This is a genomic window from Rhodococcus sp. C1 (genome assembly GCF_020809065.1).
Taxonomy (GTDB): domain Bacteria; phylum Actinomycetota; class Actinomycetes; order Mycobacteriales; family Mycobacteriaceae; genus Rhodococcus_F; species Rhodococcus_F qingshengii.
In genome coordinates this window covers 1,537,123-1,551,216 of the sequence record NZ_CP078080.1, presented here as the reverse complement: position 1 = coordinate 1,551,216, position 14,094 = coordinate 1,537,123, and the positions used below count along the sequence as shown (strand labels likewise).

Annotated in this window: 14 protein-coding genes and 1 pseudogene; 7 read left to right on the top strand and 8 right to left on the bottom strand. The window is 62.6% G+C overall.

Annotation, left to right across the window (positions count from 1 at the left end; genetic code table 11):
- Positions 1-11: 11 nt before the first annotated feature.
- Positions 12-1,301, bottom strand: a complete 1,290-nt coding sequence (locus KTR60_RS07150; RefSeq protein WP_003944351.1) for an adenylosuccinate synthase — start codon at positions 1,299-1,301, stop codon at positions 12-14.
- Between the two features lie 283 nt (positions 1,302-1,584).
- On the opposite strand from KTR60_RS07150, the gene KTR60_RS07145 reads away from it, so the two are divergent.
- The 3 genes from KTR60_RS07145 (at position 1,585) to KTR60_RS07135 (ending at position 3,585) form a co-directional block, all read left to right on the top strand.
- A complete protein-coding gene (locus tag KTR60_RS07145; protein WP_082654884.1) occupies positions 1,585-2,259 on the top strand; it encodes a hypothetical protein in 675 nt (224 codons plus the stop codon).
- The gene (locus KTR60_RS07140; protein WP_003944319.1) at positions 2,256-3,026 is read left to right on the top strand and encodes a site-2 protease family protein; all 771 of its coding nucleotides are present in this window, start codon (positions 2,256-2,258) and stop codon (positions 3,024-3,026) included. The genes KTR60_RS07145 and KTR60_RS07140 overlap by 4 nt, the downstream gene beginning before the upstream one ends.
- Before the next feature lie 70 nt (positions 3,027-3,096).
- The gene (locus KTR60_RS07135; RefSeq protein WP_007726792.1) at positions 3,097-3,585 is read left to right on the top strand and encodes a GNAT family N-acetyltransferase; all 489 of its coding nucleotides are present in this window, start codon (positions 3,097-3,099) and stop codon (positions 3,583-3,585) included.
- A gap of 100 nt (positions 3,586-3,685) precedes the next feature.
- On the opposite strand, the pseudogene KTR60_RS07130 reads toward KTR60_RS07135, so the two are convergent.
- Both KTR60_RS07130 and KTR60_RS07125 read right to left on the bottom strand, forming a co-directional pair.
- Positions 3,686-4,925: pseudogene (locus KTR60_RS07130) on the bottom strand (DUF222 domain-containing protein).
- Positions 4,926-5,017: 92 nt separating this feature from the next.
- Positions 5,018-5,515: a winged helix-turn-helix transcriptional regulator gene (locus KTR60_RS07125; RefSeq protein ID WP_007726791.1), complete on the bottom strand. Its 498-nt coding sequence runs from the start codon at positions 5,513-5,515 to the stop codon at positions 5,018-5,020.
- A gap of 58 nt (positions 5,516-5,573) precedes the next feature.
- Here KTR60_RS07125 and KTR60_RS07120 point away from each other — a divergent pair, with 58 nt between their 5' ends.
- Positions 5,574-6,989 carry an MFS transporter gene (locus tag KTR60_RS07120; protein WP_064114292.1) on the top strand — a complete coding sequence of 472 codons (1,416 nt, stop codon included), beginning with the start codon at positions 5,574-5,576 and terminating at the stop codon, positions 6,987-6,989.
- The gene (locus KTR60_RS07115; protein ID WP_228401999.1) at positions 6,986-8,155 is read left to right on the top strand and encodes a thiolase family protein; all 1,170 of its coding nucleotides are present in this window, start codon (positions 6,986-6,988) and stop codon (positions 8,153-8,155) included. The genes KTR60_RS07120 and KTR60_RS07115 overlap by 4 nt, the downstream gene beginning before the upstream one ends.
- Positions 8,156-8,183: 28 nt before the next feature.
- Here the strand turns inward: KTR60_RS07115 and KTR60_RS07110 are convergent, their stop codons facing one another.
- Positions 8,184-8,840 (bottom strand): class I SAM-dependent methyltransferase, encoded by a 657-nt coding sequence (locus KTR60_RS07110; protein WP_042452162.1) that lies wholly within the window; start codon positions 8,838-8,840, stop codon positions 8,184-8,186.
- 240 nt (positions 8,841-9,080) lie between these two features.
- On the opposite strand from KTR60_RS07110, the gene KTR60_RS07105 reads away from it, so the two are divergent.
- A complete protein-coding gene (locus KTR60_RS07105) occupies positions 9,081-10,022 on the top strand; it encodes a DUF808 domain-containing protein (protein WP_007726787.1) in 942 nt (313 codons plus the stop codon).
- Here the strand turns inward: KTR60_RS07105 and KTR60_RS07100 are convergent.
- Positions 10,019-10,972 (bottom strand): helix-turn-helix transcriptional regulator, encoded by a 954-nt coding sequence (locus tag KTR60_RS07100; protein ID WP_065352077.1) that lies wholly within the window; start codon positions 10,970-10,972, stop codon positions 10,019-10,021. The genes KTR60_RS07105 and KTR60_RS07100 overlap by 4 nt on opposite strands.
- Positions 10,973-11,036: 64 nt before the next feature.
- Here KTR60_RS07100 and KTR60_RS07095 point away from each other — a divergent pair, with 64 nt between their 5' ends.
- Complete coding sequence (locus tag KTR60_RS07095; RefSeq protein ID WP_054187145.1) at positions 11,037-11,501, top strand: pyridoxamine 5'-phosphate oxidase family protein; 465 nt, start codon at positions 11,037-11,039, stop codon at positions 11,499-11,501.
- On the opposite strand, the gene KTR60_RS07090 is transcribed toward KTR60_RS07095, so the two are convergent.
- From KTR60_RS07090 to KTR60_RS07080, 3 genes are all read right to left on the bottom strand, one after another.
- On the bottom strand, positions 11,491-12,420 hold the full coding sequence (locus KTR60_RS07090) for a cation diffusion facilitator family transporter (RefSeq protein WP_007726784.1): 930 nt from the start codon (positions 12,418-12,420) through the stop codon (positions 11,491-11,493). The genes KTR60_RS07095 and KTR60_RS07090 overlap by 11 nt on opposite strands.
- Before the next feature lie 91 nt (positions 12,421-12,511).
- A complete protein-coding gene (locus tag KTR60_RS07085) occupies positions 12,512-13,657 on the bottom strand; it encodes an FUSC family protein (protein WP_003944297.1) in 1,146 nt (381 codons plus the stop codon).
- Positions 13,644-14,060 (bottom strand): DUF3151 domain-containing protein, encoded by a 417-nt coding sequence (locus tag KTR60_RS07080; RefSeq protein ID WP_007726781.1) that lies wholly within the window; start codon positions 14,058-14,060, stop codon positions 13,644-13,646. The genes KTR60_RS07085 and KTR60_RS07080 overlap by 14 nt, the downstream gene beginning before the upstream one ends.
- Between the last annotated feature and the right edge of the window lie 34 nt (positions 14,061-14,094).

The following is a 14,094-nucleotide window of genomic DNA, read 5'->3' as shown; positions in this document are numbered from 1 at the left end:
GAGGGAACGAACTAGCGGACGATCTCGCGCCGGACGATCGTCTCGTCGCGGCCGGGGCCGACACCGATGCAGGAGATGAACGCACCCGAAAGCTCTTCGAGCCTAAGCACGTAGTTCTGCGCATTCTGCGGCAGTTCCTCGAAGGTGCGAGCCTCCGAGATGTCTTCCCACCAGCCGGGCATCTCTTCGTAGATGGGCTTGGCGTGGTGAATATCGCTCTGTGACATCGGCATTTCGTCGTGGCGGACACCGTCCACCTCGTACGCGACACAGATCGGCACAGTGTCGAGGCTGCTCAGCACGTCCAGCTTGGTGAGGAAGTAGTCGGTGATGCCGTTGACGCGCGTCGCGTAGCGCGCGATGACAGCGTCGAACCATCCCGTACGACGAGCGCGTCCGGTGGTGACACCGACCTCGCCGCCCTGCTTCGCCAGGTATGCGCCGTGATCGTCGAACAGCTCTGTCGGGAACGGACCGGAACCGACACGCGTCGTGTACGCCTTCAGGATGCCGAGCACGGTGGTGATCTTGGTGGGGCCGATTCCCGAACCGACCGCCGCACCACCCGAAGTGGGGTTGGACGAGGTCACGTACGGGTACGTGCCGTGGTCGACGTCCAGCAGAGTGCCCTGCGAACCTTCGAGCAGAACGGTCTCGCCGCGCTCGAGGGCGAGGTTGAGTTCCAGGCGCGTGTCCGAGATGCGGTGCTTGAAACCCTCGGCCTGCGTCAGTACCTCTTCGACGACCTGCTGCGGGTCGAGTGCCTTGCGGTTGTAGATCTTGACCAGCACCTGGTTCTTGAATTCGAGTGCTGCTTCGACCTTCTGGGTCAGGATCTTCTCGTCAAGGACGTCCGCGGCACGGACACCGACACGGGCGATCTTGTCCTGGTAGCACGGGCCGATACCGCGGCCGGTCGTGCCGATCTTCTTCGCTCCCAGGAAGCGTTCGGTGACCTTGTCGATGGCCACGTGGTACGGCATGATCAGGTGCGCATCAGCAGAAAGCAGCAGGCGGGACGTGTCCACGCCGCGCTCTTCCAGGCCTGCCAATTCGGTCAACAACACACCCGGGTCGACGACGACACCGTTACCGATGACGTTGTTGACGGCGGGGGTGAGGATTCCGGACGGGATGAGGTGCAGTGCGAACTTGTCACCGTTCGGCAGAACCACGGTGTGTCCGGCGTTGTTACCGCCCTGGTATCGCACGACCCACTGAAGCTGCTCGCCCAGTAGATCTGTAGCTTTGCCCTTACCTTCGTCGCCCCACTGGGCGCCGATCAGGACGATTGCCGGCATGACGTTGTCTCCTACGGTCGACGTGCAGCAGTTGTCCCGCCGCATTGGTACTGCCTGGCTTCCGCGCACATGATGCAGCGCCGAACTGTTGCAGTGACCGAAGGAGCAGTCTAGCCCAGAGCACCAGACCAGACCTGACGGTCCAGAATTTGGCCGGTGACCATCACGATTGCGAGTCGACACAGACACTCGCACTAAGATCGTCGGCAGTGATTCGGACGGCCATTTCGGGGAAGGGTGGCGAGGTCCCACTACCCGAGAAGAAGTCTTGATCGAGCTAGGAGTGGCTTTGACCCCTGTGGTGCTCAAATGTGGCGATTCGCCGGTTCCACTCCCCCTGGGTGAACTCACGTCGTTCACTGTCCCTGAACTTCCGGAGAAGCAAGACTTCGACGAGGCACTGTCCCAACTGCAGGTCGTGGCGGAGCCGCGCTTGATCGTCGTGGGCAACGACGGCGCGTTTGCCGCGGCATTGACGCGGTTGATGCGATTGGAGCGACTCAACGTCGAACTCGCCTACGTCACCGAGAACAGGTCCGACGCAACCGACGCGTACAAACTCGCGACCGGTGCACGAGCTGCGCGCACGGCCTTGAAAGGCACAGTCCACACCGTGCCGCTCATTCGCGACGACGCTGGAATCGCGCTGGTAGGTGCAGCAACTGTCACGGGTCCGGCGGATGCAGACGAACTGATCGGCGAGGCCTACGTCGACGACAACAAGCTGTTCTCCGGTACAGTCCCCGGCATCCGGATAGTGCCGAGCCCCAAGCTCCCCGGGATCAAGGCATCAGTCGACCGCAAGAGCCGCTGGAGCGGGCGACGCTGGCTGGAAGGCCGAGCCATTCAACTGGGCTCGCCGGCAGCGCGACTGGTTCGCGACGGGGTGGCCAACCCACGCGATCTGAAGCGTTCGACCTTCTACCGGCACGACAAGACTTGGTTGTTGGTCAGGTGAGAACCGGAGCAGCACGGTCGGCGGTTCGGCCGAGCCCTGTCTTCCTCGGCGTCGTTGCGATCACTGTCATCGCCGGAATCGTCGCTTGGAACTCGACGTGGGGTTCCATCGCGGGCCGCGCGGGTGTTTTTGTCCTCGTGGTTGCCGGCTGGGTGGTCACGCTCTGCTTGCACGAATTCGCGCATGCCTATCTGGCGTGGCGTCATGGAGACACCGACGTCGAGGCTCGTGGCTACCTGACGCTCAACCCGCTCAAGTACAGCCATCCGATGCTCTCGATCGGTCTGCCGGTGCTGTTCATCGCATTGGGCGGCATCGGGCTTCCCGGCGGCGCCGTGTACCTGCGCACCGGGATGTTCCCGCCCAAGGTGCAGGCCCGAATATCGCTCGCCGGTCCGTTCACGAATGCCGTCGCCGCCGTGATCCTCCTCGTCGTCATACGTACGTACGGCTCATCGGCCGAGCATCTGACGTTCTGGGCCGGCCTCAGTTTCCTGGCTTTCTTGCAGGTCATGGCAACAGTTTTGAACCTGCTCCCAGTCCCGGGTCTGGACGGTTACAACGCGCTGGAGCCCTACCTCGCACCCAATACACGGCACCAACTCGACCAGTTCAAGCCGTACGGACTGCTCCTGCTGGTTGCGCTCCTGTTCGTCCCACAGATCAATGTCGTCTTCTTCGACGCGATCTACTGGATCTTCGAATTGAGCGGTGTGTCCGACTACTACGCCATGCTCGGTAACGCCCTCATGCGTTTTTGGACGTGATCGAGTGCGCTGGAGGAGACTCGTGAGAGTCTGACATTTCAGACATTCATTCTTCTTCAGGGGAGCATCGATGATTGCGACGTCATTTCAGTCCGGCGGAGTGGAGTACACCCTCACGCGGGCCGAGATTCGACACGTGGAGGCACTGATCGACTTGCTCGCCGACGACCCGATCGGCAGCACCCGGGAGACGACCAACCCCGAAGCCCGAACGATCTACGAGGACGCGTTCAAGCGAATCGACGAGGATCCGGCTCAACTTCTCGTCACCGTTCTGGTCGGCGACGCGGTAATCGGCACAATGCAATTGACCTTCATTCCGGGTATGAGCCGGATGGGTGCCACGCGACTGCAGATCGAAGCTGTTCGCGTCCACGAGGACTACCGAAGTAAAGGCATCGGCAGTTCGATGATCCGATGGGCCTGCGAAGAAGGTGCCCGGCGCGGCGCGTTTCTGGCGCAGCTCACCTCGGATCAAACTCGCAAGGAAGCTCACGACTTCTACGAGCGACTCGGATTTGTGGCCTCCCATGTCGGGTTCAAGAAGTCACTGAGCTGACGCCCTGCCACAAAACTCCCAAACTCGGGGACTCCCAAACGCGAGCTCGAGCACCGGGGCATGGTTGTGCCCCGGTGCTCACGTCTTCAGTTGTCGCGATTCACGCCGCGGTGGGCGGACTGTTCCCGCCGATGGGCCGCTGGAACGGATCAATCGACATCGGTGGATAGAACACTGTTTTTCGGTCGGGGCCGATCTCGACCCGCCATTCGGTGTGGTGCAGCGTTCGATGATGATGACCCGCACAACAAGATCAGATTGTCGAGATCTGTTGGGCCACCATCGTTCCAGTGAACAATATGATGGGCATCGCACCACCCCGGCGGTGTCCCGCACCCCGGAAACGCGCAACCACCATCACGAACCGCCAACGCCCGCCGCTGCGGAACCGTCGCCGTTCTCGCTTCCTTGCCGCAGTCGAGCGGAACACCATTCTCGTCCAACAAAATCCGCGTCACGGTGCAGTCGCACGCCAACATCCGCGCGGTATCGATACTGATGGGGCCCACCCAATCCGCCCACGCGAAACCCAGTTCCTCGGTGGACGGCAACAGGTCTTTCAGAACTTTAAGGTCCGTCATATCTTTTGCCGACGCGGTCACCGTGATGTGCGGTTTCACTCCGCCCTCGATCGGACCCAACCCCGCCCGCTCGTACCGCTGCAGTAAATCGCAGAACCCATCCGCACGCCGTAATGCAGGCGTGCGTGTGTCCTTCACGCCGTCTTTTTCCGGTGTCGGCGCAGACAGGCTCGACAACAACGTGATCAACCGGGCCCCGTTCACAGCATCCAGATCACCCTTCACGGTCACCCGCCCGTACAAGCCTTTCGAGGCGTAGAACTCGTTGCGCTCCGAATCCTCACCCACCGGGACGCCGTCCTCACGCCTGCCGTACTGGTTCTCGATCCGCCGGATCGCCACTCGCACCGCATCACAATCCGCAATGTTCTTCGACGCCAGGCCAAGCAGGATCCCGCGAGCCGTCTCCACGTCCGCCGGCGTCATGTTCTTCGGCGGATGCTGACAGAACGACGCCACCTGCCACGCCTTCAACGCATCCACGTCACCACGGTGAAACGCATCGCCGACAACAGGTTCGAGCATCAACAACCGCGCCAACCCGACCAGCAGACTGCACTCACCGATCTCCAGATTCGTCGAACCATGCAACCACTGTGCGATCGCCCGAAAACCCTTCCCGCCGAGAACCTCACGGGAAAACATCTCCACGATCAGCAACACCATCCGCGACTGCAACTCGTGTCGGGCGCGCACCAGATCCAGAACCTCACCCTTGAGGTCCTCGCTATCCAGTTGCCATGCTTCCCGACTGTCCATGCTCAAAGTTTAATCGAACATACTTTCGATAACCAGAGACAAACCGGACAACTTCAAGAAGACCTACACTCGAGAGCTGTTGAGATGCATCGCTATTCGCGCAACCGCCGACGCGATTCGTTGACAGAGACTCGCAACTCCCCCAAAGGCACTTCACGACCCGACTCACTGCGCACCTCGACGCGAACGCGCTCACCAGTAGCGTCGTCGGCCACCTCCAACGGTCCACCTTTTCCGCCGTGCAGATACTTGTCGCCCCACTGCATCAGCGCGAGAACCGCCGGCAGCAGGTCACGGCCCTTCTCGGTGAGCACATACTCGTGCCGCGTCCGCTTTCCAGGCTCCTTGTACGGCACACGCTCGAACAGTCCCGCCTCAGTGAGTTCTTTCAGCCTCGCCGACGCAACCGCCTCGGTGATGCCGACGCGCGACGCGAAGTCGTCGAAACGCGTTGTGCCGTAATAGGCCTCTCGCAGAATGAGTATCGCGGATCGAGTGCCGACCACTTCCATGGCCCGCCCGATCGAACAGTGCGTGGCCCGCCAGGCGTCGCGATCTTCGAGCACTCCGGTCAGTCGTACAGCGTCCATGCAATTCACCATACCCCCTGGCTTGCCATAACCATAGCCAGAGTCTAGATTGCTGACTATGGAACTTCATAGCCAGCCGGTGCGGACCGGACCCCTGCTCGCGATACTGTCGGGGGCGCCGTTTGTCGCCAGCCTCGATCTTTTTGTGGTCAACGTGGCCTTCGGCGACATCGCCAAGAGCTACCCGGGTCACTCGCTCGGCGAGTTCAGTTGGATCCTCAACAGCTACGCGATCGTCTACGCCGCACTGTTGATACCCCTCGGACGCTGGGCGGACAGGATCGGGCACAAGCGCGCCTTCATCGCCGGCCTCGCACTGTTCACCCTCGCCAGCGCCGCCTGTGCCTTCAGCCCGTCCTTGTGGGCACTGGTGGCCTTCCGTATCGTCCAGGCAGTCGGTGCCGCTGCGCTCACCCCGGCCAGTCTCGGGCTTCTGATCAATGCGCTTCCCGCCGCGAAACGTCAATCCGGCGTTCGCATCTGGGCAGCCGCCGGCGCTGCAGCAGCTGCATTCGGCCCTGTCGTGGGCGGCATCCTCGTAGAGGCCTCGTGGCGCTGGGTCTTCCTGATCAATGTTCCAGTGGGCATCGTGTTGCTCTACTTCGCAGTCCGACTCGTACCGGATACAACACACAAGGACCCCGATGCCGGTATCGACTTCGTCGGCGCTGCCCTCCTCACCGTCGGAATCGGCTCTCTCGCCCTGGCACTCGTCCAGGGTCCGGACTGGGGATGGACCGACAATCGCGTTCTGATTGCCTTCGCCGTGGCCGCCGTGACACTACTCTCGTTCTGGTGGAGCAACTCTCGTCACCGGACTCCGTTGATTGCTCCGGATCTTCTGAAGATCCGCTCGTTTGCCTGGTCCAACGTCACCGCCATCCTGTTCAGCGCAGCATTCGCCGCGGGTCTTCTCTCGAACATCCTGTGGCTCCAGGAAGCCTGGGGATACTCCGCTCTGCGAACCGGTTTCGCCGTCTCACCGGGTCCGCTTCTCGTTCCGCTGTTCGCCATCGCCGGCGGATCGCTGACGCGGAGGTACTCGGCGGGACGCGTCGCCGCACTCGGCAGCCTTCTGTGGGCAGTCGGAACCGTACTCGTTCTCGTCTCGGTTGATACGACGCCCAACTACGCGACCGGACTCCTACCAGGCTGGATCATCGCCGGGATCGGTGTCGGCCTTGCCCTGCCGACCATCCTGTCGCAGGCCACGGCGGATCTGGCACCTGCCAGATCGGCCACCGGTAGCGCAATCGTCAGCATGAGCCGACAGATCGGAACCGTTCTCGGCGTGAGCGTTCTGATCGCGGTTCTCGGCTCTGCTGTCGACTACGACACCTTCCGCCAGGCCTGGTGGGTGATCTTTGGCGTCGCGCTTGTGTCTGCCCTGGCATCACTGGGAATGACGCCTGCGACCACACCCACCCCGGTTGTCCCTGCTGAATCCGCCATCCCTGAAAGGAATTTGTCATGAGAGACGCAGTTATCGTCGAAGCCGTTCGCACTCCGATCGGCAAGGGAAAGGCGAACGGCGCCCTGCACGGCATCAACGCCGTCGACCTCCTCGCCCACAGCCTCAAGGCGGTAGTCGAACGCACTGGAATCGATGCAGCATTGATCGACGACGTCATCGGTGGAGCGGTAAGCCAAGTCGGTGAACAGAGCCAGAATGTCACTCGCACTGCCCTTCTCGCCGCAGGCTACCCTGAGTCGGTACCGGGAACCACCGTCGACCGACAGTGTGGAAGTAGCCAACAAGCAGTTCATTTTGCCGCTCAGGGCGTCATTGCCGGTGCGTACGACATCGTTGTCGCTGCCGGAGTCGAGTCGATGAGCCGAGTCCCTATGGGCTCGAGCAGCATCGGGCGCGAATCACTCGGCGTGGGTTTCGAAGAGCGCTATCCGGACGGTCTGGTACCGCAGGGCATCAGCGCCGAATTGATCGCCGCCAAGTGGGGACTGAGCCGCACCCAACTCGACGAGTTCTCGGCGTCGAGCCATCGGAAAGCCGCGCTGGCAACCGAGAGTGGTTCCTTCACCAAGGAACTCGCCACGCTCCCGCAGCTGTCGGTCGACGAGGCCATCCGCCCCGGCACCACGGTCGAGACCCTGGCCGGCCTACGGACCGCCTTCGAATCCGACTACTACGCACAGCGATTCCCACAGATCGACTGGTCCATCACCGCGGGCAACAGCAGCCCGCTTTCGGACGGCAGTTCGGCGGTGATGATCACGACCAGTGAGATCGCCGCGAAACTCGGCCTCACCCCGAAGGCACGATTGCACAGCTTCGCAGTTGCCGGCGACGATCCGCTCTACATGCTCACCGCGGTCATCCCGGCTACGCAGAAGGTCCTGGCCCGTGCGGGATTGACGGTCTCGGACATAGATCTGTTCGAGGTCAACGAGGCCTTTGCCCCAGTGGTCCTCTCGTGGGCAGCGGACACCGGCGTCGACCTGTCCAAGGTCAACGTCCACGGCGGCGCCATCGCGCTCGGCCACCCACTGGGCGGCAGCGGAACGCGGATCATGACCACCCTGGTCAACGCGATGGAGCAGCGCGGCGCGCGCTACGGACTCCAGACCATGTGTGAGGCAGGTGGGTTGGCCAACGCGACCATCCTGGAGCGCCTGGGCTGAGCAATCCCCGATGGACGGCATTCCGACATCAGTGACCGAGTGCCGTCCATTCGGGATCCGGCTTGCGCGCAACGACCCGAAACACGATTCCGCCCCGGCCGCTGCGCTGCACCTCGTCGATCAGGAAACCGGCGTTTTCGAGGTATTCAACCGGTTCACGGGTGAGATGATCGGCACCGAACCGAACAAAAAGCGGTTCGACGACCTTCATCAACGTACGAGCAACAACGTTCTTGCTCGGTCCGTGCTCGGCGAGGACGAATCGACCACCGGGTACCAGGACTCGAAATGCTTCGTTCGCAACTCGGTCCGGATCGGGGATCGTGCAAAAGGCGTAGGTCGAGACCAACGTGTCCACGCACTCGTCGGGAACATCGAGTGCTTGCACGTCTCCGAGTCGTAGGTCGACTTCGGTCTTCACTCCCTCGGAGACCTTGAGCCTGGCCTGATCGAGCATCGCAGTCGAGATGTCCACGCCGATGACGTAATCGACGTCGTCTCCGTAGAGAGGCAGGTTAAGTCCGGTACCCACGGCGATCTCGACCACGCGGCCATGCGCCTGGTCCACGGCCCATTTCCGGGCGTCACCGAGCACAAAGCGTTCGAAGCGCCCGATCTGTCGGTCGTAGTGCGCCGCCATTGCGTCGAAAGTCTTGGCGACCTGTGCAGTGTCTGGTTCACGCATAGTGCCCCGTTTCGATCGATCTTCTGTGCAGTCTTACACGCGAGCACCGGGTCGGGAAGACCTTTCGTGACGAAGGGCAACCGACCTCGCGAGGTCGTCCCTGACGGATGCCCCCGGTATCGTTCCAGGTGACCTGACCTCACCTACGACGATCATGGATAGAGACCTCGTGCGATCAAGTAACTGCGTCACCGGTTCGGTCCGGCCACCTTTTTCCACTGATTCCACTGGAGGTCTGTGATGGCCGGCGGACTCTTCGCCCTGCTCGACGACGTCGCAGCCCTGGCTCGTATGGCTGCCGCCTCGATCGACGACGTTGCCGCCGCAACCGGTAAGGCGACCGCCAAAGCGGCCGGCGTCGTCATCGACGACGCAGCCGTCACGCCGCAGTACGTCCGTGGGCTCGCAGCCGAACGCGAGTTGCCCATCATCAAGCGCATCGCCATCGGATCGCTGCGCAACAAGCTGCTGATCATCCTTCCGATCGCTCTGCTGCTGAGTCAGTTCCTCCCCTGGCTGCTGACGCCACTGTTGATGGTCGGCGGCTGTTACCTCAGCTACGAAGCGGTTCACAAGATCTGGGGTGCAATCTTCGGCCACGGTGACCACCACGAGGCCGCTGACGAGCATCCTCGCGACGAAGAAGCAGTGGTTTCGGGCGCCGTCCGCACCGACCTGATCCTGTCCGCCGAGATCATGGTGATCGCACTCAACACCATCGCAGGCGAAGGCTTCTGGAGCCGATTGGTGATCCTTGCCGTCGTGGCGGTCGTCATCACCGTGGTCGTCTACGGCGTCGTCGGACTGATCGTGAAGATGGACGACATCGGATTGAAGATCGCCGAGACGTCGTCTGGCTTCACCCACAAGGTCGGCCGAGGCCTCGTTCGCGGCATGCCTCACGTGATGTCAGTGCTCTCGGTCGTGGGTACCGCCGCGATGCTGTGGGTCGGTGGCCACATCCTGTTGGTCGGCATCGACGAACTGGGCTTCCACCCGCTCTACGACGCCGTTCATCACGGCGAAGAAGCAGTCAGTGACATCGCTGGAGTCGGTGGCGTGCTGGCGTGGATCGTCAACACACTTGCCTCGGCAGCACTGGGCCTGGTGGTTGGCGCCGTTATCGTCGCCGCTCAACTGGGTATCACCCGCATGCTCGCAAAGCGTTCTGCGACGGCTTAGCTGTCGTGCCCGTGGCGGAGCACCATCTGCTCCGCCACGGTGCGTATCCCTTCACGCAAAGACGAGGGTTCGAGCACCTCGACGTCGGCTCCCAGCCCGATCAACTGCGAGAGAGCGACAGCTTCGCTCTCGAGTTTCAGCTCGGCACTGACCCATCCGTCGTTGTCCTCTGGCCCCACTTCGACTGCAGCGGCAAGCTCGCCCACCACATCGGGGAGCCGGCGCCTGCCCTCTGGTGACAATCGCACGCGACACTCGAAGCGAAGCAGCGAACGGTCGAACTCGGCCATCGACGCCGCCCACCACGACGGCAGGTCGAAATCCACCGGCCGAGTGAACGAATCATCTTCTACCACGGCATTTTTGATGCGGCCGACTCGAAACGACAGCGTTCGACCGTTCATCCCCGCCACCAGATACCAAACACCGGCTTTGATGACCAGACCCAGCGGTTCGACCGTCCGCTCGCGATCGCGATAGACGAAGCGCAGTCGACGCGAGTCCAGCACAGCGGATGTGACGATCGGAAGCGCAGAGATGTCGTCGACGCCGCCGAACCAGCCCGGAACGTCCACGAGAATGCGGTCCTGCCACAGTCGTGCACTCTCGCGCAGGGGACCGGGCAGGGAGCGGAGCAGTTTGGCCCCCGCCGAACCGACGGCGTCGGATCGCCCGAGATCTGCAGCGATGGACGGCACGCCCAACAGCATGAGTGCGGACGTCTCGTCGTCGGTCATACCGGACAGCTTGGATTGCCAACCGTCGAGCAGACGGATGCCACCACCGGGGCCGCTCTCGGTCCAGATCGGCACACCGGCAGCCGACAACGAGGCCACGTCGCGGTAGATCGTCCGCACTGACACACCGAACTCGTCGGCCAACTGCTCGGCGACGACGCCGCGACTCCCCTGCAAACGCAGCATGAGTTGGAGTAACCGCGCGGATCTCATGGACCGAACATTACCGAGAATCACTGACAGAAGTTGTCAGGAATAGGGGTGCACAATGACCGTCATGGTCACCTGGAAGCAGTTCTCCGAAGAAGTACCCGCTCTTGCCGACGCGGTCCTAGCGCGGTTCAAAGCCCACAAGCATCACGTCCTCGCAACGCTGCGCAAGGACGGCTCACCACGGGTCAGCGGCACCGAAGTCGAAATCCTCGACGGGCGTCTGGTGCTCGGTTCGATGTTCGGCGCACTCAAGGCGAAGGATCTCATCCGTGACGGGCGCTACGCCCTCCACAGCAATCCCGGCGAGCACACCATGGAGGGCGGTGACGCGAAGATCGCCGGAATCGCACGCGAGGTGACCGGCGACGAGTTCGAAGCCGTGCTCGCAAGCTACACCTACGAGGTTCCGAAACCCCTGCACCTCTTTGTGCTCGACATCGACGAGGTGGTGCACACGACGGTCGACGACGAGCACATGTACGTCGATCTCTGGAAGCCGGGCAAGGAGATCACCCGCTTCACCAAGTGACGTTCTTCTCGCAATGCTCGCCGTTGGCACACGATTCCACCTGAACGGTGGCGTGGGAAAGACCGTGACTCTCGAGGACGGTGCGCGCGGATTCCAGAACGTTCGACGAATTCGCGTCACTAGTCAGGTGGACCGTGGCGACATCCATGCCGGTGGTGAGAGTCCAGACATGTAGGTCGTGGACACCCATCACGCTCGGCAGCGCGGCCAGGTCGGCCTCGACTGCCTCGACGTCGACGTCGGCCGGCGAAGCCTGCGTCAGAATGCGCAGCGATGCTGCGGCCAGTTTGATCGCGCGCGGCACCACCCAGAGCGAGATGAGAACACCGACGACGACGTCTGCCCACGTCCAGTTGAACAGCAGGACAAGGCCACCGGCGATCAGAACGCCGACGCTACCGACGGCGTCGGCAAGCACTTCGAGGTAGGCACCACGCACGGCCAGGCTGTCCTTGGAATCGCCGCGCAGCATCAGCATCACGACGATGTTCGCGGCCAGGCCGGCGGCCGCCGTGATGATCAGGGCGCCGCCCGGGATCTCGGGTTCGTTACCGATGCGGCCGATTGCCTCGTAGAAGACCCAGGCGGCGACAGCCAGCAGCATCACCGCATTGGCCATGGCGGTCAGCACTTCGGCGCGGTGCCAACCGAAGGTCCTGGCCGCGGTGGTGCTGCCCCTCTTCGCGAGCAGCAGCGCCGTCAGTCCCATGGCCATACCCACCACGTCTGTGAGCATGTGACCGGCGTCGGCAAGCAGAGCCAACGAGTTGATCAGGATGCCGACCGTGGCCTCGAGTACGAGGAACGCAACGAGGATCGCAAGCGCGATCGCCATTTTTCTGATGCGTTGCGGTGACGGTCCTACGCCGACCGAATCTGCTGCCGAGTGGCCATGTGAATGACCGTGCCCTGCTCCCATTTGTCCTGTTCCCTCCCAAGTCCTTCTCAGAGCATATGCATACATTCGCATACATACAATGAGTTGCTCAGTGAGCGGGAAACGGCAGAGGTCAGTGATCCGGCTCGTAGGCGGGATGAGGCACGGTGGGCGGCAGAGTGGCGATCGACGAGATTCGCTTCATGCCCGCGACCTGCAACAGGTCGACGACCAGCGATCGAATCTGGGCGAACACCACCGTCGAGGACAGGCCCGCGTTCTCCACTATCGCCGGTTTCAGTTCCTTCGCGACCGAGCGCAGGACGCGCGCTGCTTCGGCCTGATCAGGCTGCTCCCCCGGCTCCGCCAGGATCATGTCCTCAAGAACTTCGACGGCTTTCGACAAGCGCTCGACCTGAGCCACCAGACGCGGATCGAGGATCTCGTCGTCCCTGACCAACGTCAACGAACGACGCGCGAGCACTCGAATGTTGCGCATCGCGTTGTCGATGGGATCGGCTGTCGCCATGAGCCTTTCGAGGCGAGGCCGACTGTTCCAGTACAGCGGGGAGATTCGGCTGATCTCGCGCCCGCCGAGAAGGTTACTGCGCAACCCGTCGATGGCACCCTGAGTTGCGCGCGCCTTCTGCAGTGCCTTCACGATCGGGTCCGGGTCATTCGCGACGAGGCCGTCTGCCACCAATTGCAGTACCTCGGAAGCGGTTCCGAGGATCGATGCGGCATCCTTGCGCGCGCGTCGTACCGGGTGGGTGGGGATGATCGCGACCACCGCGATACCCACCAGGCCACCGACAAGGGCATCGATCATGCGATCGGGACCGCCGCTGCCGCCCGGCGGGATCAGCGTCGCCACCAGCACAGCCGAGTTTCCCGCCTGCATGGAGAAGATCGGCCCGCTGTTGAGAAGCACCGCGACGGACATCGCCAGCACGACAACCAAACTGATCTGCCACGGTCCGCTCCCGATACCGGAGATGATCAGATCACCGATTCCGATACCGACCGTGACTCCCGCAACCAACTCGAACGAGCGTCGTAGTCGTGCACCCAACGACAGACCGAGCGAGACCACAGCGGCAATCGGCGCGAAGAACGGCGCGTGGTGCCCGATCACCGTGGTGGCAACCCACCACGCCAATCCGGCCGCCAAGGCACATTGAATGATCGGTAGCGCCGACGTCTGAAGTCGACGCACCGATTTGCGAGCCCGGTCCTTGATGCCGGCCCGGCTCGGACGGAAACTGCTAACCGAGGCCAAGCGCTTCGGCGGCGTTGGGATCGCAGTCTTCGAGCAGATCGAGGCAACGCGCGTACTCGTCGGCTTCACCAATCGTCTTCGCGGCCTTGGCCAGGACTGCGACGCAACGCAGGAAACCACGGTTCGGTTCATGGCTGTAGGGCACGGGACCGAAACCCTTCCAACCGTTGCGACGCAGTTGGTCGAGTCCGCGGTGGTATCCGGTACGCGCGTAGGCGTAGGCCGTGATGGTTTCGCCCTTGTCCAGGGCAGCCTCGGCCAGGTAGGCCCACGCAATGGAGGCAGTGGGGTGGTCGGCCGCTACCTGGGCCGGTTCAGCGTGGTTGAGCAGTGCCGATTCCGCGTCGTCGTCGCCGGGAAGCAGAGTGGGCTTGGGTCCGAGCAGGTCACCGAATTGGGTCATGCGCTCATTGTGCCCGCTACGCCTTTCTGCCACA